The sequence below is a fragment of the Nocardia sp. NPDC050697 genome, assembly GCF_040654395.1.
Taxonomy (GTDB): domain Bacteria; phylum Actinomycetota; class Actinomycetes; order Mycobacteriales; family Mycobacteriaceae; genus Nocardia.
The window spans coordinates 419,990-440,953 of the sequence record NZ_JBFAHY010000002.1 but is presented as its reverse complement, the minus strand read 5'-3'; the positions used below and the strand labels follow the sequence as shown (position 1 = coordinate 440,953).

The following is a 20,964-nucleotide window of genomic DNA, read 5'->3' as shown; positions in this document are numbered from 1 at the left end:
TCGGAGCCCGTGAGGACCCTGGTGGCGCTGCTCGTCGATGTCGTGCTGGTGATCCTGTTCTGCGCCATCGGCAGGCGCAGCCACGAGGAGGCGGTGCTGGCCGGGCTGCTGCGCACGGCGTGGCCGTTCGCCGCCGGGCTCGCGCTCGGCTGGCTCGGCGCGCTGCTGCTGGCGCGGCGCACCGCCGGGGCCTTCGACGGCTCCGCGCTCTGGCCCTCCGGCGTGCTGATCTGGGCGGTGACCCTGGCCGGCGGCATGGCGCTGCGCGCCGTCTCCGGTCAGGGCACCGCGCTCAGCTTCGTGCTGGTGGCGGCAGGGGTGCTCGCACTCTTCCTGCTCGGCTGGCGCGCCGCCGTCTCCGCACTGGGCTGATCCCGCGCCGTGCGGGCGCTGGGCCGAGTCAGGAGTCCGGCGCGGCCAGCGCCTGGAGCAGCCTGGCGGCCATGCGAGCGGTGGCGTCGCCGCTGTCGACGGCGTCGATGTGGATGGCGAAGGCCAGGTCGCCCATGGTGGCGAGGAGCCAGCCGTCGGCGCCCGCGGTGGCCGCGAGCCCGCTGACGTCGCGGTAGCCGCGCACCGCGGTGAACTCCGGGCGGCCGGTGCCGTCGCGCAGCAGCCCGCGCAGCCGCTCCACCATCTCCGGGTTCAGCCCGCCGAGCGGGGCATCGGTGGCGGCGGGGCGGCCGACCTCGATCATGGGCGGCGCCAGCGCGCCGCGGGCCACCGCGGCGGCGGCGATGGCCATGCCGAACGGGCTGGCCAGGATGGCGTCACCGCCGCCGTTCTGGCTCACCTGCTCCGCGCCCCGGCCGCCGGGCAGCCGCCCGGTGACCTCGTCCAGCCCCGGCACCTGGAAGTCGACCCCGACCCCGAGCAGCGCCGCCGCGTCGGCGGCCTCCTGCCCGGTGACCTCCTGCGGCGGCTTGCCGTGCGCCACCGAGGCGACCTGCCGGAAGAGCTCCGAGGTGCCGCCCACCGGGTAGAGCCCGGTGAAGGCGACCGGCCCGTGCTCGCTGGCCTGGCTGTTCTGCGCCACCGCGACCACCGCGCCGCTGGACGGCTGGATGGCCACGATCGAGGCGGGCGTCGCCGAGCTCACCACCGCGTCCTCGGCCGCGCGCTGCAGCCGCTGGTCCATGGTGGCCGCGATATCCGGCCCCGGCGGGCCCTGGAAGCCGGCGACCTGCCCGGCGAACTTCCCGTCCGGCTCGAACAGCTGCACACCCCAGCCGGAGTGCGCCTCCTGGCTCTCCTGCTGCACCTTGCGCAGGGCGTCCAGCATGGGCGACCAGACTCGGCGATCAGCGGAGATCAGCCGCGGCTGCTTCTCGATCACCGCGCCGGGCACGGCGACCAGGTCGGGCTCCAGGATCTCGAAGTCGCCGTCGCGCAGGTTCACCGCGACGATCGGCTTGCCCTGCGAGGTGGCGAGCTGCTGCATGAGCGCGGGGCCGGTGATCAGCGGGGCGACCGGCTCGATGGCGCGGGCCAGCGCGTCGGTGGCGGCCACCGGGTCGCTGATCCGGGCCGGGTCCAGCTTGACCACGTTGATGTTCTGCTCGGTCATCAGCGGCGCGCCCGCGATGTCGACCACCTTCGGGGCGGGCGCGGGCAGCGTGCGCACCAGCCGCACCGTGCGGTTGTTCTGCAGCGGCGGCATGACGACGCTCGGCTCCCAGGAGATCCGCCAGCCGATGGCGAGCTTGCGCACATTGCCCTGCAGCGAGTAGCGCCACTGCTTGTCCTCACCGAAGGACCAGTCGACGTCCATGCTGTACATCCCGGACTCCGCGTCCAGCGCGATGAACTGGGTCTTGGCGTAGTCGACGGTGCCCGGGTTCAGCCCCTCGAACATTTGCTTGAGGGTTGCCGAAGCGGCAGCGGGGTAGGAGGTCAGCTGCGCGGCGGCGGAGTAGTCACGATCATCGAGCAACTCCGTGAACCGTTCGACAACCGCCTCCGCCTCGTTCCGCTGCTCGTGAACACCGCATGATCCCATCGCGATCGCGATAGCCGCCACCCCCACGAGTGCCAATGCGCTCCGGAGGCGAAAGCGGCGGGATCCCCACACATCCATGTCCGCCCACTCTTCACTCTTGTCACTTCAGCAACAAGACAACCGTATCCGACCAGTCTCTACCGGCGACACCTCGAGCACCGGGGACGCCACGCATGCTCAGCAACTCCATTGTGCCCGAACCCGGCGAACCGGGGGCCGATCATGACCTTCGCCGGGCCCTGTGGAGACAACCGGCGCCGCTACCGTACCGGCCCCGCCGGGCGGGTGGGCAGCCAACCGCCCGCTTCGGCGATTCGGGTGCGGCCCGGGCGTGTTCGCGCTGAGCGCAACCGGTAAGAGCCGCAGCGACGTAATCTTGTAATCACTGAAATACAGATGACAGGCAGGTGACGTCATGGGACACGGACAGCGACGCGGATTCGGCAGGCCCGGCGGCTGGCAGCAGGCCGACCTCCCGGACGCGGCGGATGCCGCCGACTGGTTCGCCGGGAGATTGCCGGAGGAGTGGTTCGTCAGCGTGCCGACGCTGGAGATCGACCGCGACGAGATCGTGGTGGTCGGCGAGCTCCGGCTGACCCCGCCCGGCGAGCAGCCCGGCGCGGGCGAGGAGATCCCGGCCGCGACGAAGGAGGGGGCGATCGCGCGGTTCCGCGAGGGCACCCGCTCGGCGCGGATGCGGATCGCGGAGGAGGCGCAGCACCGCTACCGGCGCAATGTCGCCTGGGGCATCACGGTGGACGGCGAGCGGATCCTCTTCACCCACCTCGCGGTGCCGGTGATGACCCGGCTCCGGCAGCCGGAGCGCAAGGTGCTCGACACCCTGGTGGACGCCGGGGTCGCGCGCTCCAGGGCGGACGCGCTGGCCTGGACGGTCCGGCTGGCGGGCAAGCACGCCGAGTCCTGGCTGGAGGAGCTGCGCTCGGCCATGAAGACCGTGGACGACCTGCGCGCCGAAGGACCGAAGGATCTCTGAGCCCGGCCCGGTAGGGTTGGCCGCATGTCAGCCCCCGGCCCGATCCTGGTGCTCAACGGCCCGAACCTGAACATGCTCGGCACCAGGCAGCCGGAGGTCTACGGCTCGGACACCCTGGATGACGTGGTGGCGCTGTGCCGCCGGACGGCGGAGCGGTACGGCCGCGCGGTCACCGCCTTCCAGTCCAACTCGGAGGGGGCGCTGATCGACCGGATTCACGCCGCGCGCGGCGTCGAGTCCGGCATCGTGATCAACCCGGGCGGGCTCACGCACACCTCGGTGGCGCTGCGCGACGCGCTGGTGATCCCGGAGCTGCCGATCGTGGAGGTGCACATCAGCAATGTGCACGCCCGCGAGGAGTTCCGGCACCACTCCTTCGTCTCGCCGATCGCGACGGCGGTGGTCGCCGGGATGGGGGTCTTCGGGTACGCGGCCGCGATCGAGTTCCTGATCCGGCACGGCTGAGTCAGCTCAGCCGGAAGACCGGGAAGCCGGGGGCGATCTCGGCCAGCTGCTCGTCGGTGGCGTTCTTGTCGATGCCGTCGAAGAAGCGGCCGACCTCCCAGCCCCAGCGCCGCAGGTACTCGCGGAGCAGCGGGTTCTTCTCCGCGTCGGCCACCTCGACCGCGGTGAACGGCTCGACCCGGCGCCCCAGCCGCAGCTCGCCGCCGCCGGCGGCGCGCAGGTTGCGCACCCACTGGGTGTGGCCGCGCGGGGAGACCAGGTAGCGCGCGCCGTCGAACTCCATCGGGTTCACCGGGACGGTGCGCCACTCGCCGCTCTTGCGGCCGCGCACGGCCAGCTCCCTGGACCCGGCCAGGCTGATGCCCCACTGCGCGAACTTGCGCACGAGCCGGTTGAAGACATTGTCGCCGCCGGCGGGGGCGAGGTAGCGGGACTCGGCGTTCATGATCTCTCCTCTGTGAGCACTGCTCTCTGTTGAGAGAAGTGTTCCACGCGGGCCCGCCCCGAGTCAAGAGCAGTGCTCTCTGTTTCAGCGCACCCAGGCCGCCATCACCTCCGCCAGTGCCGCGGCGCCGCCGTGGCAATCCACCGCCTCCGCGAATTCGTGCGGGGAGTGCGAGACGCCGGTGGGGTTGCGGACGAAGAGCATGGCGGTCGGCACCCGCTCGGCCAGCACCCCGGCGTCGTGGCCCGCGGCGGTGGGGATCACCGGGACGTCGCCGAGGTGCGCGAGCGCGGCGCTCAGCTTCGCGCGCGGCTCCGGCGGGAACTCCACGATGGGTGAGCGGGACTCGGCCGCGGCCGCGAAGCCGATGCCGCCCTCGGCGGCGGCCTTGCCCGCCAGGGTCTCGATCTCGGCGACGAGGGCGGTGAGGGTGGCCTCGTCGGCGGCGCGGGCATCCAGCCAGGCGCGGATCGCGGAGGGGATGGCATTGGTGCCGTTCGGGGCGACCAGCACCTTGCCGAAGGTGGCGACGGCGCGGTGCTTCTCGGCGCTGCCGCGCGCGGCGTGCACGGCGGTGGCGAAGGTGAGCATGGGGTCGCGGCGGTCGGCGAGGCGGGTGGCGCCGGCGTGGTTGGCCTCGCCGGTGAAGGTGAACTCCCAGCGGCCGTGCGGCCAGATCGAGGAGGCGAGCGCGAGCGGGCGGTCCACCAGGTCGAGGGCGCGGCCCTGCTCGACGTGCAGTTCGACGAAGACGCCGATCCGCCGGTCCAACAGCGGGTCCGGGCCGAGCGCGGCCGGGTCGCGGCCCGCCGCGCGCAGCGCCTCGGCGAGGGTGATGCCGTCGCCGTCGCGCAGCCGCAGCGCGCGCTCGGGGGCGAGCGCACCGGCGCTGAGCTGGGAGCCGATACAGGCGACGCCGAAGCGGGCGCCCTCCTCGTCCACGAAGCAGGTGACCGCGACGGGCACCCGCGGCGTGATGCCCCGTGCCCGCACCAGATCCACCGCGGCGAAGGCGGAGACCACGCCGAGCGGGCCGTCGAAGGCGCCGCCGTCCGGGACCGAGTCCAGGTGCGAGCCGGTCACGAAGGCGTGCTCGGGCTCGCCGGTCCAGCCGGGCGGGAGCCACCAGGCCCAGAGGTTGCCATTGCGGTCCACCTCCAGGTCCATGCCGCGTGCCGCCGCGCAGCCCGTGAACCACTCGCGCAGGGTGCGATCGGCGTCCGCCCAGGCGAACCGGCGGTACCCGCCGGTCCCGGGGTCGCGCCCGACGGCGAGAATCTCGCCCCACAGCGGGTCGAACGCCCGCGCGGCGTCCGCCGTCGCGAACAGCCCCGTCATCGGGCCCCCTCGACCGCTCGGCGAAGGCCGAGTCCCTCGGCGCCTGCGCCATTGCCTCGGCCGGAGGGTCGCCCGTGGCCGCTCGGCCGCGCCACGGCGGCGGACGGCACGGCCCCCGTCATCCCACCGCTCCGGGGATCCAGGAGGTGCCCGCGAGGGGGACCCGCGCCATGGCCGACGCCTCGACCGTGAGCGCGACCAGATCCTCCGGCTCCAGATTGCGCAGGTGCGACTTCCCGCAGGCGCGGGCCAGGGTCTGCGCCTCCATGGTCAGGACGCGCAGGTAGTTGGCGAGCCTGCGCCCGCCCTCGACCGGGTCGAGCCGCGCGGCGAGCTCGAGGTCCTGGGTGGTGATGCCCGCCGGATCCCGCCCCTCCTGGAAGTCGTCGTAACTGCCGGCCGCGCTGCCGAGCGCGGCGTACTCGGCGGCGTAGCGCGGGCTGTTGTCGCCGAGCGCGATGAGCGCCGCGGTGCCGATCGCCACCGCGTCCGCGCCGAGCGCCATGGCCTTGGCGACGTCGGCGCCGGTGCGAATGCCGCCGGAGACGATGAGCTGCACCTTCCGATGCACCCCCAGCTCCTGGAGCGCCTGCGCCGCCTGCGGAATCGCCGCCAGCGTCGGTATCCCGACGTGCTCGATGAAGACCTCCTGGGTGGCGGCGGTACCGCCCTGCATCCCGTCCACCACCACCACGTCCGCCCCGGCCTTCACCGCGAGCTTGACGTCGTAGTAGGTGCGGCTGGCGCCGACCTTGATGTAGATCGGCTTCTCCCACTGCGTGATCTCGCGCAGCTCCAGGATCTTGATAGCCAGGTCGTCCGGCCCGGTCCAGTCCGGGTGCCTGCACGCGCTGCGCTGGTCGATGCCCTGCGGCAGGGTGCGCATCCCCGCCACCCGCTCGGTGATCTTCTGCCCGAGCAGCATGCCGCCGCCGCCCGGTTTGGCGCCCTGGCCGAGCACGATCTCGATGGCGTCGGCCTGCCGCAGATCGTCCGGGTTCATCCCGTAGCGGGAGGGCAGGTACTGGTAGACCAGGTTCATGGACTGCCCGCGCTCCTCCGGGGTCATGCCGCCGTCGCCGGTGGTGGTGGAGGTGCCCATGGCGCTGGCGCCGCGGCCGAGCGCCTCCTTGGCCTGGCCGGAGAGCGCGCCGAAGCTCATGCCCGCGATGGTGATCGGGATGTCCAGGTGCAGCGGGTGCTTGGCATTGCGGTCGCCGAGCACCACGTCGGTGTCGCAGCGCTCCCGGTACCCCTCCAGCGGGTACCGCGACATGGAGGCGCCGAGGAAGAGCAGGTCGTCGAAGTGCGGCAGCCTGCGCTTGGCGCCCCAGCCGCGAATGTCGTAGATGCCGGTCTCGGCCGCGCGCTGGATCTCGGCGATCACGCCGCGATCGAAGGTGGCGGATTCCCTCGGCAGGGTTCCGGTCATCGGGGCCTCCTCAGTACGCGTTCGCGTTGTCGACGTGGAAGTGGTACAGCTCGCGGGCCGAGCCGTAGCGGGTGAACTCGGCCGGGTCGGCGTCGAATCCCGCGGCGGCGAGCAGCTCGGCCAGCTCGGCGCGGTGCTCGGGGCGCAGGTCCTTCCGCACGCAGTCGGCGCCGAGCGAGGCGACCCGGCCGCGCACGTAGATCCGGGCCTCGTAGAGCGAGTCACCGAGCGCCTCACCGGCATCGCCGAGCACGACGAGCCTGCCCGCCTGCCCCATGAAGGCGCTCATGTGCCCGATATCGCCGCCGACCACGATGTCGACGCCCTTCATCGAGATGCCGCAGCGCGCACCGGCATTGCCCTCGATCACCAGCAGCCCGCCGTGCGCGGTGGCACCCGCCGACTGCGAGGCGTCGCCGCGCACCCGGACGCTGCCGGACATCATGTTCTCCGCCACCCCGACGCCCGCGCTGCCGTGCACGGTGACGGTGGCGCGCTGGTTCATCCCCGCGCAGTAGTAGCCGACGTGGCCCTCGATGGTGACCTCGACCTCGGCGTCCAGCCCGCAGGCGAGGGCATGTGCCCCGCGCGGATCGGTGATGGTGAGCGCGGCCGGGCTGCCCGGCGACGCGAGGAGCGCGTTCACCGCCCGCACACCCGCGGCGGTCGCGTCGATGGTGCTGGCCGGTGCCAGTTCTGAGATCACGGTCGGCGCCATACGTACACCTCTTCCGGTTCGGGTTCGAAGATCCGGGCGTCGGCGACGCCGGGCAGCTCGGCCAGGGCCCGGTACTCCGACGCCATGGCCACCCAGCGATCGGTCTCCGCGACGATCGCCGGTTTGCAGGAGATGGCGTCGCGCACCACCGCGAAGGAGTCGGCGGTCGACACCAGCAGCGTGTAGAAGCCGTCGAAGACCTCGTTGAGCAGCAGCAGCGCCTTCTCCAGGTCGGCGCCGGCGGCCAGCTGCCGCGCGACGAACCGCGCCCCCACCTCGGTGTCGTTCTCGCTGTCGAACTCGACCCCGTCGCGCCGCAGCTCGTGCCTGATGCTCATGTGGTTGCTGAACGAGCCGTTGTGCACCAGGCACTGCCCCGGCCCCACCGAGAACGGGTGCGACCCCTCCGCGGTGACCGCCGACTCGGTCGCCATCCTGGTGTGCGCCACCCCCTGCCAGCCCTGCGCGGCGGGCAGCCCGAAGCGGTGCGCCAGCTCGGTCGGGTTGCCGACGCCCTTGAGCACCGTCAGGTCGGCGCCGAAGCCGATCACCCTGGCCGCGGGGACGGCCGCGCGCACCGCCGCGACCAGCGGTTCGTGCGCCACCGGGCCGTGCAGCACGAGGGTGGGGTTCAGCTCGTGCGCCGTGATCGGCGCGGCGAGCGCGGTGCTCAGCAGCGCCGCGAGCTCGGCGGCCGGCAGCGGGCTGTCCAGCACCGAGACGGTGGTGTGCCCCGGCGGCGACCAGGCCGGGTCGCCGTAGACCGCCATCCCGGCCGAATCCGGCCCGCGGTCGCACATCTGGTCGAGCATGCCGGTGAGCAGCGCGCCCAGCCGGGGGTAGAGGGTGGCGTCACGCAGGTGAAGCCCGACGATTCCGCACATGGCGCTCGCTTTCAGAAGGCGGTGAGGTAGGTGTCGATCTCCCAGTCCGAGACCGTGTTGTGCCAGGCGAAGAACTCCTCGCGCTTGGCCTGCGCGAAGTAGGCGGCGACGCCGGGCCCCGCCACGTCCAGCGCGGCGGTGAGCACCGGGTCCGCCTCCAGCGCGTCCATGGCGTGCACCAGCGTCATCGGCAGGTCGGCGGCGGCGCCCGCGCCGAGCGGGCCGGGGTGCGCCGCGCGCTCGACCCCGTCCAGCCCGGCCGCGATGGTGGCGGCGGCCGCCAGGTACGGGTTGGCCGAGCCGTCGGCGCCGCGCAGCTCCACCCGGTTGCCGTCCGGCACCCGGAGGAAGTGCGTGCGGTCGTTGCCGCCGTAGGTGGCGCGCCGCGGCGACCAGGTGGCGCCGCTGGTGGTCGAGGTGGCGCCGGTGCGCTTGTAGGAGTTCACCGTCGGCGCGATCACGCCCTGCAGCGCGCAGGCGTGGTCCAGGATGCCCGCCACGAACGAGTAGGCCAGCGGCGAGAGCCCGAGCCCCTGCGGGTCGGCGCCGGGAAAGAGCGGGGCGTCGTCGCGCCAGAGCGAGAGGTGCAGGTGCATGCCGGAGCCGGTCCGGTCGGTGAACGGCTTGGGCATGAAGGTCGCGGTCATGCCGCGCTTCTCGGCGATCACCGAGAGCAGGTAGCGGGCGGTGATCACCCGGTCGGCGGTGGTCATGGCGTCGGCGTAGTCGAAGTTCTGCTCGAACTGGCCGTTGCCGTCCTCGTGGTCGCTGGCGTAGTTGCCCCAGCCGAGCGCGTTCATCGCCGTCGAGACCTCGGTGAGGTGGTCGTACATCCGGGTGACGTCGCGGGCGTCGTAGCAGGGCTGGGCGCTGACGTCGGCGGCGTCCGCGGTGGCGAGCCTGCCGCTCGCCCGGTCGACCAGGAAGTACTCGATCTCCGCGCCGACGTTCACCGCGTACCCCATGGCCGCGGCGCGGGCCAGCGTGCGCTGCAGGATCACCCGGGGCGCGAACGGCCACGGCTCGCCCTCGACGTGCGGGGTGCAGTGCACCAGCGCCAGCCCGGGGCGGACGAACGGGATCGGGGTGAAGGAGCCGGTGTCCGGCACCGCGACCAGGTCGGGGTCGCGCGGCTGCTGGCCCATCATGCCCGCGGCGTACCCGGCGAAGCCGACGCCGTCCCGCTCGAGCTGGTCGATCGCCTGCACCGGAACCAGCTTGGCGCAGGGTTTTCCGGAGAGCGTGGTGAAGAGCGCGAGCACGAAGGTGGTGCCGGATTCGGCGGCCAGCTCGCGCAGCGAGGGGGTACTGGTCGGGAGGGTGGAGACGGTGGCTGTGTCGGACATGCGGGGTGCTCCTGTGGGTCAGCGCATCTCGCCCGCGCCGAGGTACGGGTGCGGGCTGGTGAGCGGCGCACCCTCGGCGAAGCGGCTGAGGCGGAAATCGGCGGGGTCGACGTTCGGCAGCGTGGTGGCGCCGTCCAGCAGCAGCTCGGCGGCGAGCCGCCCGACGGCGGGCGAGATCTTGAAGCCGTGCCCGGAGAAGCCGGTGGCCAGGAAGAGCCCGGCCAGCGGCGCGGGGCCGATGATCGGGTTGTAGTCCGGGGTCACGTCGTAGGCGCCGGCGTAGCTGCCGGTGACCCCCGGGTCCGGCATGGCGGGGAGGCGATGGTCCAGCTTGCCGATCACGGTCTCGACGGTGCTGTCGTCGGCGCGGTCGAGGTAGTCGTCGGGATCCAGGTACTCGACCGCCGCGTGGTCGCTGTTGCCCGCGAGGAGCTCGCCGTTCGGCTCGCGGCACAGGTACTGCAGGCTCGCGAGGTCGGAGAGGACCGGCACCTCCGGGGTGGGCTCGCCCTGGTCCACCAGGACCAGCTGGGCGCGCTGGGCGCGGACCGGGACGTCGAGGCCGAGCGGCGCGGTGAGCGCGGGGACCCAGGGCCCGGCGGCCAGGATCACGGTGCCCGCGGCGATGGTCTCGCCCACGGTGGTGCGCACGCCGGTGACGGTGTCGCCGTCCCGCAGCAGCTCGGCCACCTCCGCGCCCTGCCGGATCCGGACGCCGAGGCGGCGGGCCGCGGCGGCGTAGGCCATGCCGGTCAGGTACGCCTCGCCGCGGCCGCCGAGCGGCTCGTAGGCGAAGGCGGCGAAATCGTCCAGCCGGAGCCCGGGCCAGAGCTCGGCCATCTCGTCGTGGCCGATGAAGTCGACGTCGATGCCGAGCTGCTGCTGCATGGCGACATTGGCCTTCAGCGGGTCGACATTGTCCGGCCCGACCCCGACCACGTAGCCGCAGCGGCGGAAGCCGAGGTCGTCGCCGAGGATGTCGCGGGCCCGGCCGAAGACCTCGACCCCGTACCAGGACATGGCGGCCAGGGAAGGCACCCCGTAGTGGCAGCGCACCACGCCGCTGGACTTGCCGGTCATGCCGGAGCAGAGGGTGGCCCGCTCCAGCACCAGCACGTCGGTGACGCCGCGGTCCGCGAGCGACCAGGCGATCGCCAGCCCCTCCAGCCCGCCCCCCACGATGAGGTACTCGGCGGTAGCACCCATGAACCCGTCCTCAATTCTCATGCCGTGAATCAGTGTGTAATCACATGAAACTACCTCCTCGTGACGACCCGGTCGCCTGACCGTTACGACTGTGTTGCGTCGCGCGCGTGCTCACGCGTACGCGTTACCGTCAAGAACCGCCCGAATCGGGCACGGATTAACTCGTGGTTCACCGAGTAACGATCACCCGCAACATTCGACAGCGTTTACTGCTGTTCAACCGCACTCGGCTGCGGCCGCAAACATCCGGCACGACGGACGTAGGTGAGTTCAATGACAGAAGCCCTGGCGGCGGCCAATACCGCCTGGATTCTCGCCGCATTCACGGCGGTGGCCCTGATGGTCGCGGGCCTGGCGCTGTTCTACGGCGGCATGGTGAGCGTCCGCAGCACGCTGAACATGGCGATGATGGTCTTCGGCGCGCTGGCCGTGGTCGGCGTGCTGTGGATCGTGTTCGGCTACTCCGTCGCCTTCGGCGACTCGGTGGGCGGGCTGCGCCTGCTCGGCGACCCGCTGGAGTACTTCGGCTCCTCGAAGTTGCTGGAGGCACCGGCCGAGCCGGGGTTGCCACCGGCGCTCTTCTCGGCCTTCCAGCTGCTCTTCGCCGCCATCACGGTGGCGCTCATCGCGGGCGCCGTCGCCGACCGGATGAAGTTCGGCTCCTGGATGCTCTTCGCCGGGCTCTGGGCGACGCTGGTGTACTTCCCGGTGGCGCACTGGGTCTTCGCCTTCGACTCCGCCGACGGCGCGGTCCAGGGCGGCTGGATCGCCAACTCGCTGCAGGCGGTCGACTTCGCCGGTGGCACCGCGGTGCACGTCAACGCCGGAATCGCCGCGCTCGCGCTGATCCTGGTGCTCGGCAAGCGGGCCATCTTCCCGCACGCGCCGCGGCCGCACAGCCTGCCGCTCACCATGCTCGGCGCGGGCATCCTGTTCTTCGGCTGGTTCGGCTTCAACGCCGGCTCCGCGCTGGCCGCGGGCAACAGCGCCGCCGTCGTCGCGCTGAACACCATGGCCGCCGCCTGCGCCGGCATCTGCGCCTGGCTGGTGGTGGAGAAGCTGCGGCACGGCCACGCCACCTCACTCGGCGCCAGCTCCGGGCTGATCGCCGCGCTGGTCGGCATCACCCCCGCCTGCGGCGCCGTCTCCCCGCTCGGCGCGCTCGCCGTCGGCGCCATCTGCGGCGCCGTCTGCTGCCTGGCCATCACCATGAAATTCCGCTTCGGGCTGGACGATTCGCTGGACGTCGTCGGCATCCACCTGGTCGGCGGCGTCATCGGCACCATCCTCATCGGCCTGCTCGCCGACCCCGCCGCCCCCTCCGGCGCCACCGGCCTCCTCTACGGCGGCGGTTTCTCGACGCTCGGCAAGCAGACGGTGGCGGTCCTGGCGGTCCTCGCCTACTCCTTCACCGTCACCTGGGTCATCGCCAAGGTCATGGACCTGACCATGGGGCTGCGGGTGCCCGCCGACCACGAGACCGAAGGAGTGGACGTTCGGGTGCACCGCGAGAGTGCGTACGTGCTCGAGGCGGTGGAGCTCGCCGATGGGCGGGTGGAGCCGGTGGCGGCTGTTGTCGCGGCGGAGGTGATGACCGAGAAGGCTGCCGCGCCTGCCAGTACGTAGGTTTCACGTAAAACATTGAGCCGCACTGTGTTCACGCAGTGCGGCTCAATGCTGCCCGACGCGAACTCGCGCGTAAAGGGAGACTCGACACTCTGCAGCATCGTCAAGGCAATCTTGACGTCGTGGAGATATCGGACTCTGCCCGCAAGCACGATGTAGCCGAGGCCGAGGTGATGCCGAGATGACCATCATGAGCACCGGAAGGCGCTCCGGGCACAAGCCGTCGACCGCACTGCTGGCGTCGGCGGTGGCACCGCGGCGTCCGGCGGTTCGGTTCGATATCAGGCGCGATTTCGCCGCAGCGTTCCTCGTCGCCTGCTCGCCCGCCCCGGCGGATCGTCGTCGTTCCCGCGTGGGCCCGGAGGTCCTGTACCAGCGGCTACTGAAAGAACGGAACGCCGAAAGCGCGGCACCGAGCCCGGAGCCGACCGCGGGCGACCTCGATGCCGTTCTGGAGCAACTGGATCCGGACACCACCCCGGCCCGGGACGCCGAGCACTTCCGGCACATCATCGAGGCCCGCAAGAAGCTGGCCGCGGCGGAGGCCGAGCTGCGGTCGGCCGTCAAGCAGGCCCGGGGGGCCGGAGACTCCTGGACGGTGATCGGCGCGGCCCTGGACACGTCACGCCAGGCCGCATTCCAGCGGTTCGGCAAGGACTAGCCATCCACCCAACCTCTAGACTCGCACCCATGCGTGAACCGGCCCGGCGACGGGAGCACCGCGACTCCGGTGACCCGGCCCCGGTGGACCGCGAGATCCCGCGCGACGTCCCGACGGCGGCCGGGCTGGAGCAGGTGATCGGTCGGCAGGTGCGGAGCCTGCGGCTGGCGGGCAGCATGTCGGTGGTGGAGCTGGCGGCCAAGGCCGGGATCTCCAAGGCCATGCTGTCGAAGATCGAGAACGCGCAGACCTCGTGCAGCCTCGGCACGCTGGCGGGGCTGGCCAAGGGGCTGGATGTGCCGGTGACGTCGCTGTTCCGCGGCGCCGACGCGACCCGCGAGGCGGTGTACACGCGCTCCGGCAGCGGGGCGGTGATCGTCGGCCGCGGCACCAGGGTGGGGCACCACTACGAGCTGCTCGGCGCGCTGCGCGGGCAGCACAAGCGGCTGGAGCCGGTGCTGGTGACGCTCACCGAGGCCAGCGAGACCTTCCCGCTCTTCCAGCACGCGGGCACCGAGCTGCTCTACATGCTGGAGGGCGTCATGGTCTACGGCCACGGCGACTCGGAATACACCCTGCGCCCCGGTGATTCGCTGCTGCTCGACGGCGAGGGGCCGCACGGCCCGAACGAGCTGGTCCGGCTGCCGATCCGCTTCCTGGCGATCACCGCCTACCCGGACAACCACGTCGAGCGATGACCACCGCACTCGGCCTCGCCCTCCCCGGCAGCGTCCTGCTGCTCCTGATCGTCGGCGGCTACGAGCTGAAACGCCGCCGCCGCAGGGGGTTGGCGAGCGGCCGCATGGTCTCGACCGTGCTGACCGACGAGGTCACCGCCCTGCTCTACCCGACCAAGCGCATGGAGCTCGACCACCGCGACGGCATCTCCATGCTCCGCGACGAGGAGGCCGGCGGCGACCCGGTCGACCTCGAACGCGGCACCGCCAAGCTCAGGAAGCGGTGACCTCGGTCGCCATTGTTTGCCGCCCCACATCCGGTGTGACACCGTGGAGGTGAGCCCCGGACCAGGGGCTTCCGGACGAGGGGTGCCGTACCCGGAGTGCGACAAGACGGCCCGAGGAGGGTCGAAATGTCGTGGCTTCTTCTGGTGATCTCCGGCGTCCTGGAGGCCGTGTGGGCGACCGCGCTGGGCCGCTCCGAAGGCTTCACCCGGCTCACCCCGTCGCTGATCTTCGCCGTGGCGCTGCTCGCCAGCATGGCAGGGCTCGCGCTCGCCATGCGGGAGCTGCCGGTCGGCACCTCGTACGCGGTCTGGGTGGGGATCGGCGCGGTGCTCACCGTGGTCTACGCCATGCTCACCGGCGCCGAATCCGCCTCGTTCGCCAAGACGCTGTTCCTGGTGCTGATCGTGGGCGGGGTGGTCGGGTTGAAGCTCGTGCACTGAGCGTCACTGTGGAATGTGCAGCTCCTCGCCGGTCTCCAGCAGCGATTTGAGGCCGGAGAGGATGCTCGGCCAGCCGCCCTGGATGCCCTCCAGCACGGGGCTGCCCGGTGCGAAGCCGTCGTGCACCACGGTCAGCTTCACGACCTCGCCCTGCTGCTCCAGCTCGAAGGTGACGGTGGAGCGCGGGTCGGTGGCCCAGCGGTCGAGGTCGTCGGCGGGCAGCTCGACCTCGGCGGCGAACTCCGCGTCGATGGTGTGCCAGGTGTAGGCGAGCAGCCGGTACGGCTCGGCCCGCACCACCACCTGGCTCTCGTCGGCGTGCGACCAGCCGCCGTGCGTCCAGCGCATGGTGGAGCCGGGCTGCCAGTCGGTCTCGAAGGTGGCGCCCCAGTACCGGCTGGTGAAGGCCGGGTCGGTGAGCGCCTGCCAGAGCTGCTCGGGCGTGGTGCGGATGTAGGTGGTGTAGACGAAGGCGGTCTCGGTGGTGGTCACGGGCTCCTCCAGAGCGTGCTTCAGGTCGGCGAGCACGCGTACGCGCCCGCGGTGGTAGCGGTCGATCCAGCGGTCGGTGATGGCGTCGAGCGGGGCGGCATTGAGATGGTGCAGCTTTTCCCGGCCGCGCCGCCTGGTGGCGACCAGGTTCGCCGCCTCCAGCACCGCGAGGTGCTTGCTCACCGACTGCCGCGCCATGTCCAGCCCCGCGCAGAGCTCGCGCAGGGTGAGCCCGTCGGCGGTGCGCAGGGTGTCGAGCAACCGGCGGCGGGTGGGGTCGGCGAGTGCGCGGAAGACCGCGTCGTCCTGCTCCATACCGTCCTCCCGATAGGCAACCCCGAGGCTGCCCCATTTGACAATAGGCAGCCATCTAGCTGCCTGTCAATGGCAGTGCGCTGGTGCTGCTATCCGGAGCCGAGCATGAGTTCCAGCACCGAGACCGGGCGGCCCGCGGCCTTCGAGGCGTCGAGGCCGCGCTGCCACCACGCCAGGGCGGCGTGCGACAGCCCCGCGTCGACCCCGGCATCTTCGCTGGCGTCGACGATGTGCCGCGCACCGGCAATCATCATGCGGTACATCGACTCGTCGTATCCCGCACCAGCTTTCGCCGCCGCCACCGAATCCGCCATGAACTGCGGATAGGCACCGGCCGAGCGCTGCGCGTAGGGCAGGAAGCGGTCGATATCGTGCCCGCTGCGCGCGATCACCGCCAGCGCCTGGTCGAAGGCGAGCAGCCACGGATGGAAGGTGACAAGCAGGGCCTGGTAGAAGAGCTGCGCCACGCCGTCGTCGGGGCCGAGGTACTCCGGCGGGCTGAGCGGGCGCAGCAGCTCCCGGTGCCGTTCGAAGACCGCGGCCGGGCCGCCGTAGAAGATGTACGACGCCGGGTGCGCGATGTCGTCGCCCGCGGACATGACGCCGCCGGAGAGGAATTCGGCGCCGTGCCCGCGCACCCAGGCAGCGCCGCGCCTGGTGTGCTCGGGCGAGTCGGAGGAGAGGTTCACGATGGTGCGGCCGGGCAGTGCCGCCGTGGCCTGCCCGAGCACGTCGTACATGGCCGGGTAGTCGGTGAGGCTGAGCACGGCGACCTCGTTCGCGGCGAGCGCCGCCGCCACCGAGTCCGCGGCGGTGGCGCCGAGCGCGACCATCTCGTCCACCGTGCCGCGGCTGCGATTCCAGACCGTCACCGCGGTGCCCGCGGCGAGGAAGGCGCGCACCATGGCGCGGCCCATCGGGCCGAGACCGATCACGGTCACCGACGTGTTCTGCGGCATTCTCTGAAGCCTTTCGCTGGTCTGTCGGGAAGTTCGGCGCCGGTTCCGATGCTGGTCGCGGCCGGTAGCATCGACAAGAGCGCACGTCGGGGCGGGGCTACCGCACCCGCGGGTACGTGACCAGGTCAGGAGGCGGCGGTGGGCACCAGCGGTGACGTGGATCACGAGGTCTGCGGAATGTCCGTGGCCATCGATGTGGTCGGCGGCAAGTGGCGCATGCACCTCATGTGGGTGCTCGGCGAGGGGCCGCGGCGGTTCGGCGAGATCCGGCGCAAGCTGGACGGGGTGAGCGAGAAGGTGCTCACCGAGAACCTGCGGCACCTGGAGACGGCAGGCGTCGTGCACCGCGAGGTCTTCCCCGAGGTGCCGCCGCGCGTCGAGTACTCGCTCACCGACCTCGGCGAGTCACTCCGGGTAGCGCTGCTCCCCCTCGAGGAGTGGGGCGACCGCCACCGCGAGCATGTCGCTCAGTGTGAACTGGACGGCACTTTCGCCGGGGTCTAGACCCTCGCGCGCAGATAATGCTCCGCGATGCGTTCGCCGACGCGAACCAGGAGCGGACGGGCCTGCGCCATGCACCGGGCCGGGTCCGACTCCAGATCGGTGAGCGGGTGACACCCCGCGAACCCCGCCTCCCGCACCCGCTCGGGCGTGAGCAGCGAACGCCCGGGAGTCACGACACAGGGCACCCCGGCGGCGGTAGCGGCGGCGAGCACGCCGAGCGGCGCCTTCCCGCGCAGGCTCTGCTCGTCGAACGACCCCTCCCCGGTGACCACCAGCGCGGCACCGTTGACCAGGTCGGCGAAGCCCAGCAACTCCAGCACCACATCGATCCCGCTGCGCACGGTCACCGGCATGAGCACGGCCAGCGCCCCGAGCACCCCGAACCCGGTCCCACCGGCCGCACCGGCACCGGCCCGCTCGGCGGCATTCCCGTACCGCTCCACCGGGAACGCCTCCCCGACCACCCGCGACCAATTCCCCAGCGCCGTCTCCAGAATCGCCAGCTCCGCCGGCCCGGCCCCCTTCTGCGGCCCGTACACCGCGACCGCACCCGCCGGCCCGAGCAGCGGATTGTCCACATCACAGGCGAGGGTGAGCCGGGAACGACGCAGCAGCGGGTGCAACCCACCCGCGTCCAACCGCGCCGCGTCGGCGAGCGCGGCACCACCGGGCGGCAGCTCCGCCCCCTTGGCATCCAGAATCCGCGCCCCGAGCCCGCGCAACAGCCCGGCGCCACCGTCCGAGGAGGCGCTGCCACCGAGCCCGAGCACCAGGTGCCGCACCCCCGACTCCAGCGCGTGCGCCAGCACCGCACCGAGCCCGTCGGTGCCCGCCCCGAGGGGATCGAGCCGCCCGGCGGGCAACCTCGCCGCCCCCACCACCGCCGCCAGCTCCACCACCGCGGTATCGCCGCGCACGGCGTAGGAGGTGGGCGTCGCGGCCCCGGTGGGCCCGGGCGCGACCAGCTCGACCCGCCGCCACCCCGCCGTCACGAAGGCGTCGACGGTCCCGTCACCCCCGTCGGCCACCGGCACCCGGTGGATCCGGGCGGCGGGCACCGCCCGCACCACCCCGGTCGCCAGCGCGTCGGCGACCTCGGGTGCACTCGCCGACCCCTTGAACTTGTCCGGGGCGAGAACCACCCGCGGACTCGGTTCGCGCGTCATCGGCCCATTGTGGAACCCGGCGCCCGCGCGCGCACCTCGGACCTCCGGATGCCCACGCGGCGCTACGGCAGCGGGGCCTGATCGGCGCGGTCGATGCCGACCTCGCCGGTCTCCAGGTAGCGCACCACCGCGTCGTCCACGGCGCCGTTGCCGCGGCCGAAGGTGCCGTGGTCGCCGCCGTCGACGGTGATCAGCCGCCCGTGCACCGCGCGGGCCAGCGCCGGGCCGCCCTCGTAGGCGGTGAGCGCGTCGTAGCGGCTCTGCAGCAGCAGCGGCGGGGTGCGCAGCGCGGCGCCGTCCACCGCGACCGGCTTCGCCACCGGCCGCCAGGACCCGCAGTTCATGCCGGCCCGCACCAGGTTGGCGCGCGCCTCCATGGCGCTGCCGCCGGAGGCGATGGTGCCCGCGGCCGCGGCGATCAGCTCCGGCCGCGGCTCGACGGCGTTCTCGTTGCAGGTGATGGCGGCGAAGACCACCTGGCCGGTCGGGTCGGAGCTGCTCGCCCCCTCCAGCGCCAGCAGTTTGCCGGTATTGCGCGGGTCGGCATTGGCCTCCGCCATGGCGCGCGCGAAGTTCGGCCAGAACGCGCGGGTGTAGGTGGCGACGGTGGTGGCGCCGAGCAGCGGCACCTGCGCCGAGGTCCCGCCCGCGACCAGCGTGCGGGTCAGGTTCTGCACCTTGCCGATCTGCTCGACGCTGCCGTTGAAGCCGTCGCGGGCGATCTCGGCGAGCGGCTCCGGCAGCGCGCCGGGCAGGTCCGTGACGGAGGCGGGCGGCGGGGTCAGGTTGGCGTACCAGCCGCCGCCCTGGTCGGCGACGAGCCGCACCCAGTTGCGGTAGACCTGCAGCGGGGTGGTGCCGAGGCCGTACTCGCCGTCGTGCTCGGCGATCCAGGCGAAGAGGTCGTCCAGCCGCTGCTTGCCCGCCACCTGCTGCTGGGCGAACTCCTCGGTCCAGACCCAGCCCGGGTTGACATTGGAGTCGAGCACCATCCGGCCGGTGTGCTCGGGGAAGAGCGTGGCGTAGACGGCGCCGAGGTAGGTGCCGTACGAGGTGCCCAGGTAGTCGAGGCGCTCGACGCCGAGCGCGGCGCGCACCGCGTCCAGGTCGCGGGCGGTGCTCTCGGTGGTGATGGTGTCCAGGTACCCGGGCAGCGCCGCCTCGCAGGTGGCGCGCATGTCGTCGCGGGGGCGCAGCGCGATGTCCTTGACGCCCGGCGGCGGCGCGGGCTCGGCGCCGGTCGGCTTCACCGCGCAGTCCAGGGGGGTGGACCAGCGCATGCCGCGCGGCTGCACGGCGATCCGGTCGTACTGCTTCAGCGCGGCGGGGAAGGCATCGACCCGGCGCGCCCAGTAGTCAAGCGCGTCTGCGCCGGGACCGCCCGGATTGGCCGCGATCACCCCGCGCGAGCTGCCCTCGGCCGCGATCCGGCTGACCATGATCTCGATCCGCCTGCTGTCCGGGTCGGAGTGGTTCATCGGGACCTCGACCACCGCGCACTGCACGCCGAGACCGGCGGGTACCGCCCCCTCCGGGCAGTCGCCGAAGGCCACCGCGGGCGCCGCCGCGGCCGGCGCGAGCAGGGCAGGGGTCGCCGTTGCCGCACCGAGCAGCCCGGCTACCAGGAGCGCGGCCAGCCCGGCCGCGCGCTGTGCGCTCGTCATCTTCCGTCCCTCCCGGGCCCGCGCCGCAGCCGCCCCGAGCTCGCGTACCGGGCGGCGGGCCACAAGCATTCTGTGCGGCCGAGCCGCGTTCGACAAGTCCACCGCGCGGATTCCCGCCGCGGGCAGGGCCGCCCGGCCGCGCGGAAAGGCTGGCCGCGAACCGGATTCGAGCGCGCGATCGCGGCCCGCACCGAGTAGCGTCGAGCCATGGCGATCGAGGTCCGCACCAATACTGCCCTGGAGCGGTTCGAGCTCTACATCGACGGGGTTCTCGCCGGGTACGTGGCATACCAGGACACCGCCGCCGAGCGCGCCTTCGTGCGCTCCGAGATCTACGCCAGCCCCGACCGCGGCCACGCCGCCACGCTCTTCGAGGCCGCGCTGCGCGACACCAGGGCGCAGGGGTTCGAGGTGCTGCCGATGTGTCCGCAGGTCAACCGCTATATCGAGAGCAGGGCCGAGCACGTGGCGGCGGTGCCGTCGTGGGCCCGCAGCCAGTTCGGGCTGCCGCACTAGTAGGCGGCGACCGCCCCGTCCAGCGCGAGTTGCAGGTCGGCGCGGACCAGCCGGGAGATCTCGGCGGGCCGGGTCGGCAGCTCGGTGACCGGCTCCCCGAAGTAGAAGGACGACCCGACCACCTCCTCCTTGGACGGCTCGGTGCCGTCGCCGCGCCCGGGGCCGTAGCTCAGCGCCAGGCTGAGCAGCACCGGCGCCGCCCCGAGCTTCTGCGCGCGGAAGGCGATGTGGCCGATCCCGCTGCCCACCGGCTGCACCCGGCTCGGGTCGACCACATTGCAGGTGCCCTCCGGGAAGACCGCGAGGTGATCACCGCGGGCCAGCCGCTCCGCGCAGATGTCCATCATGCGCTGACCTGCGGCGTTCACCGCCCTGAGGCCGTGATCCTTGCCGCGGAACACCGGAATGGCGCCCATCATGTCGACCTGCTTGCGCAGCTTCGGGTCGACGAACAGCTCGTCCTTGGCCAGCACCCGGACCCGCCCGATGAGCCGCCGCAGCGGACTGCGCCAGGCCGCCGCCGCCACCGTGTACGGATCGTGCCGGGAGAGGTGGTTGACCGCGATCAGCATCGGCCGCCCCGACCGCACCAGGGCCCGCACCGCCTCCGGCGCGCCGTCCGCGAAGTGCACCCGCGGCCGGAAGCGGCGCGCCAGAAACGCGTACGCGGCCAATGCCTTCGCCCGGTTCTGCCGGTGATCGCGGTAGAAGTCGTAGACGGTGTCGAAGTCGTCGAGGAGCACCTCGGGCGGTCGCATGGCACGACTCTACGACGCCGGACGGCCGCTTTCCCACCGCAGAGGGCAAGCGCATCGGGGCTGCAACTGCG

The 20,964-nt window shown here is 72.4% G+C and carries 23 protein-coding genes and 1 riboswitch; of the genes, 10 read left to right on the top strand and 13 right to left on the bottom strand.

What is annotated here, in order from left to right; genetic code table 11:
* Positions 1-9 precede the first annotated feature (9 nt).
* Positions 10-372, top strand: coding sequence for a DUF3054 domain-containing protein (locus tag AB0H71_RS09590; RefSeq protein ID WP_357017240.1), 363 nt, complete (start codon positions 10-12; stop codon positions 370-372).
* Positions 373-400: 28 nt separating this feature from the next.
* Here AB0H71_RS09590 and AB0H71_RS09585 read toward each other — a convergent pair whose 3' ends face one another.
* A complete protein-coding gene (locus AB0H71_RS09585) occupies positions 401-1,999 on the bottom strand; it encodes an NTF2-like N-terminal transpeptidase domain-containing protein (RefSeq protein ID WP_357017238.1) in 1,599 nt (532 codons plus the stop codon).
* A gap of 415 nt (positions 2,000-2,414) precedes the next feature.
* Between AB0H71_RS09585 and AB0H71_RS09580 the strand changes: the two genes are divergently transcribed.
* On the top strand, positions 2,415-2,993 hold the full coding sequence (locus tag AB0H71_RS09580) for a hypothetical protein (RefSeq protein WP_357017235.1): 579 nt from the start codon (positions 2,415-2,417) through the stop codon (positions 2,991-2,993).
* A 24-nt stretch (positions 2,994-3,017) separates the two neighbouring features.
* A complete protein-coding gene (gene aroQ, locus AB0H71_RS09575; protein WP_357017232.1) occupies positions 3,018-3,458 on the top strand; it encodes a type II 3-dehydroquinate dehydratase in 441 nt (146 codons plus the stop codon).
* Between the two features lies 1 nt (position 3,459).
* Here aroQ and AB0H71_RS09570 read toward each other — a convergent pair whose 3' ends face one another.
* The 7 genes from AB0H71_RS09570 to AB0H71_RS09540 form a co-directional block, all read right to left on the bottom strand.
* The gene (locus tag AB0H71_RS09570; protein ID WP_357017229.1) at positions 3,460-3,903 is read right to left on the bottom strand and encodes a nitroreductase family deazaflavin-dependent oxidoreductase; all 444 of its coding nucleotides are present in this window, start codon (positions 3,901-3,903) and stop codon (positions 3,460-3,462) included.
* 84 nt (positions 3,904-3,987) lie between these two features.
* Positions 3,988-5,241, bottom strand: coding sequence for an allantoate amidohydrolase (locus AB0H71_RS09565; RefSeq protein ID WP_357017226.1), 1,254 nt, complete (start codon positions 5,239-5,241; stop codon positions 3,988-3,990).
* A 118-nt stretch (positions 5,242-5,359) separates the two neighbouring features.
* On the bottom strand, positions 5,360-6,673 hold the full coding sequence (locus tag AB0H71_RS09560) for an FMN-binding glutamate synthase family protein (RefSeq protein ID WP_357017223.1): 1,314 nt from the start codon (positions 6,671-6,673) through the stop codon (positions 5,360-5,362).
* Positions 6,674-6,683: 10 nt separating this feature from the next.
* Complete coding sequence (locus AB0H71_RS09555) at positions 6,684-7,391, bottom strand: protein glxC (RefSeq protein WP_357017220.1); 708 nt, start codon at positions 7,389-7,391, stop codon at positions 6,684-6,686.
* Positions 7,376-8,275, bottom strand: coding sequence for a glutamine amidotransferase family protein (locus AB0H71_RS09550; RefSeq protein ID WP_357017217.1), 900 nt, complete (start codon positions 8,273-8,275; stop codon positions 7,376-7,378). The genes AB0H71_RS09555 and AB0H71_RS09550 overlap by 16 nt, the downstream gene beginning before the upstream one ends.
* Before the next feature lie 11 nt (positions 8,276-8,286).
* Entirely contained in the window at positions 8,287-9,621 is a 1,335-nt protein-coding gene (glnT, locus tag AB0H71_RS09545; protein WP_357017214.1) for a type III glutamate--ammonia ligase, read from the bottom strand.
* Positions 9,622-9,639: 18 nt separating this feature from the next.
* Positions 9,640-10,827, bottom strand: a complete 1,188-nt coding sequence (locus AB0H71_RS09540; protein WP_357017211.1) for an FAD-binding oxidoreductase — start codon at positions 10,825-10,827, stop codon at positions 9,640-9,642.
* Positions 10,828-11,100: 273 nt separating this feature from the next.
* Between AB0H71_RS09540 and AB0H71_RS09535 the strand changes: the two genes are divergently transcribed.
* From AB0H71_RS09535 to AB0H71_RS09515, 5 genes are all read left to right on the top strand, one after another.
* Positions 11,101-12,453 (top strand): ammonium transporter, encoded by a 1,353-nt coding sequence (locus AB0H71_RS09535; RefSeq protein WP_357017208.1) that lies wholly within the window; start codon positions 11,101-11,103, stop codon positions 12,451-12,453.
* A 181-nt stretch (positions 12,454-12,634) separates the two neighbouring features.
* The gene (locus AB0H71_RS09530; protein WP_357017205.1) at positions 12,635-13,114 is read left to right on the top strand and encodes a hypothetical protein; all 480 of its coding nucleotides are present in this window, start codon (positions 12,635-12,637) and stop codon (positions 13,112-13,114) included.
* A 29-nt stretch (positions 13,115-13,143) separates the two neighbouring features.
* On the top strand, positions 13,144-13,812 hold the full coding sequence (locus tag AB0H71_RS09525; RefSeq protein WP_357017202.1) for an XRE family transcriptional regulator: 669 nt from the start codon (positions 13,144-13,146) through the stop codon (positions 13,810-13,812).
* Positions 13,809-14,078, top strand: a complete 270-nt coding sequence (locus tag AB0H71_RS09520) for a DUF6191 domain-containing protein (protein ID WP_357017199.1) — start codon at positions 13,809-13,811, stop codon at positions 14,076-14,078. Before AB0H71_RS09525 ends, AB0H71_RS09520 begins: the two co-directional genes overlap by 4 nt.
* A 48-nt stretch (positions 14,079-14,126) precedes the next feature.
* Positions 14,127-14,194, top strand: a riboswitch (guanidine-III (ykkC-III) riboswitch).
* A 10-nt stretch (positions 14,195-14,204) separates the two neighbouring features.
* A complete protein-coding gene (locus tag AB0H71_RS09515; protein WP_357017196.1) occupies positions 14,205-14,519 on the top strand; it encodes an SMR family transporter in 315 nt (104 codons plus the stop codon).
* Positions 14,520-14,522: 3 nt separating this feature from the next.
* Here AB0H71_RS09515 and AB0H71_RS09510 read toward each other — a convergent pair whose 3' ends face one another.
* A complete protein-coding gene (locus tag AB0H71_RS09510; protein ID WP_357017193.1) occupies positions 14,523-15,326 on the bottom strand; it encodes a metalloregulator ArsR/SmtB family transcription factor in 804 nt (267 codons plus the stop codon).
* 89 nt (positions 15,327-15,415) lie between these two features.
* Entirely contained in the window at positions 15,416-16,450 is a 1,035-nt protein-coding gene (locus tag AB0H71_RS09505; protein ID WP_357017190.1) for an NAD(P)-binding domain-containing protein, read from the bottom strand.
* Between the two features lie 12 nt (positions 16,451-16,462).
* On the opposite strand from AB0H71_RS09505, the gene AB0H71_RS09500 reads away from it, so the two are divergent.
* The gene (locus AB0H71_RS09500; protein WP_357018457.1) at positions 16,463-16,789 is read left to right on the top strand and encodes a helix-turn-helix domain-containing protein; all 327 of its coding nucleotides are present in this window, start codon (positions 16,463-16,465) and stop codon (positions 16,787-16,789) included.
* On the opposite strand, the gene AB0H71_RS09495 is transcribed toward AB0H71_RS09500, so the two are convergent.
* Positions 16,786-17,955 (bottom strand): glycerate kinase, encoded by a 1,170-nt coding sequence (locus AB0H71_RS09495; protein WP_357017188.1) that lies wholly within the window; start codon positions 17,953-17,955, stop codon positions 16,786-16,788. The genes AB0H71_RS09500 and AB0H71_RS09495 overlap by 4 nt on opposite strands.
* A 62-nt stretch (positions 17,956-18,017) precedes the next feature.
* Positions 18,018-19,619, bottom strand: a complete 1,602-nt coding sequence (locus AB0H71_RS09490; protein WP_357017185.1) for an alpha/beta hydrolase — start codon at positions 19,617-19,619, stop codon at positions 18,018-18,020.
* A 207-nt stretch (positions 19,620-19,826) separates the two neighbouring features.
* On the opposite strand from AB0H71_RS09490, the gene AB0H71_RS09485 reads away from it, so the two are divergent.
* The gene (locus tag AB0H71_RS09485; protein ID WP_357017182.1) at positions 19,827-20,135 is read left to right on the top strand and encodes an N-acetyltransferase; all 309 of its coding nucleotides are present in this window, start codon (positions 19,827-19,829) and stop codon (positions 20,133-20,135) included.
* On the opposite strand, the gene AB0H71_RS09480 is transcribed toward AB0H71_RS09485, so the two are convergent.
* Entirely contained in the window at positions 20,132-20,893 is a 762-nt protein-coding gene (locus AB0H71_RS09480; protein ID WP_357017179.1) for a lysophospholipid acyltransferase family protein, read from the bottom strand. The genes AB0H71_RS09485 and AB0H71_RS09480 overlap by 4 nt on opposite strands.
* Between the last annotated feature and the right edge of the window lie 71 nt (positions 20,894-20,964).

Bases quoted from the DNA above. Each gene is read 5' to 3' on its own strand.
- AB0H71_RS09585 (WP_357017238.1), bottom strand. From the start codon at position 1,999: ATGGGATCATGCGGTGTTCACGAGCAGCGGAACGAGGCGGAGGCGGTT.
- AB0H71_RS09580 (WP_357017235.1), top strand. From the start codon at position 2,415: ATGGGACACGGACAGCGACGCGGATTCGGCAGGCCCGGCGGCTGGCAG.
- aroQ (WP_357017232.1), top strand. From the start codon at position 3,018: ATGTCAGCCCCCGGCCCGATCCTGGTGCTCAACGGCCCGAACCTGAAC.
- AB0H71_RS09570 (WP_357017229.1), bottom strand. From the start codon at position 3,903: ATGAACGCCGAGTCCCGCTACCTCGCCCCCGCCGGCGGCGACAATGTC.
- AB0H71_RS09565 (WP_357017226.1), bottom strand. From the start codon at position 5,241: ATGACGGGGCTGTTCGCGACGGCGGACGCCGCGCGGGCGTTCGACCCG.
- AB0H71_RS09560 (WP_357017223.1), bottom strand. From the start codon at position 6,673: ATGACCGGAACCCTGCCGAGGGAATCCGCCACCTTCGATCGCGGCGTG.
- AB0H71_RS09555 (WP_357017220.1), bottom strand. From the start codon at position 7,391: ATGGCGCCGACCGTGATCTCAGAACTGGCACCGGCCAGCACCATCGAC.
- AB0H71_RS09550 (WP_357017217.1), bottom strand. From the start codon at position 8,275: ATGTGCGGAATCGTCGGGCTTCACCTGCGTGACGCCACCCTCTACCCC.
- glnT (WP_357017214.1), bottom strand. From the start codon at position 9,621: ATGTCCGACACAGCCACCGTCTCCACCCTCCCGACCAGTACCCCCTCG.
- AB0H71_RS09540 (WP_357017211.1), bottom strand. From the start codon at position 10,827: ATGGGTGCTACCGCCGAGTACCTCATCGTGGGGGGCGGGCTGGAGGGG.
- AB0H71_RS09535 (WP_357017208.1), top strand. From the start codon at position 11,101: ATGACAGAAGCCCTGGCGGCGGCCAATACCGCCTGGATTCTCGCCGCA.
- AB0H71_RS09530 (WP_357017205.1), top strand. From the start codon at position 12,635: ATGACCATCATGAGCACCGGAAGGCGCTCCGGGCACAAGCCGTCGACC.
- AB0H71_RS09525 (WP_357017202.1), top strand. From the start codon at position 13,144: ATGCGTGAACCGGCCCGGCGACGGGAGCACCGCGACTCCGGTGACCCG.
- AB0H71_RS09520 (WP_357017199.1), top strand. From the start codon at position 13,809: ATGACCACCGCACTCGGCCTCGCCCTCCCCGGCAGCGTCCTGCTGCTC.
- AB0H71_RS09515 (WP_357017196.1), top strand. From the start codon at position 14,205: ATGTCGTGGCTTCTTCTGGTGATCTCCGGCGTCCTGGAGGCCGTGTGG.
- AB0H71_RS09510 (WP_357017193.1), bottom strand. From the start codon at position 15,326: ATGGAGCAGGACGACGCGGTCTTCCGCGCACTCGCCGACCCCACCCGC.
- AB0H71_RS09500 (WP_357018457.1), top strand. From the start codon at position 16,463: ATGTCCGTGGCCATCGATGTGGTCGGCGGCAAGTGGCGCATGCACCTC.
- AB0H71_RS09495 (WP_357017188.1), bottom strand. From the start codon at position 17,955: ATGACGCGCGAACCGAGTCCGCGGGTGGTTCTCGCCCCGGACAAGTTC.
- AB0H71_RS09490 (WP_357017185.1), bottom strand. From the start codon at position 19,619: ATGACGAGCGCACAGCGCGCGGCCGGGCTGGCCGCGCTCCTGGTAGCC.
- AB0H71_RS09485 (WP_357017182.1), top strand. From the start codon at position 19,827: ATGGCGATCGAGGTCCGCACCAATACTGCCCTGGAGCGGTTCGAGCTC.
- AB0H71_RS09480 (WP_357017179.1), bottom strand. From the start codon at position 20,893: ATGCGACCGCCCGAGGTGCTCCTCGACGACTTCGACACCGTCTACGAC.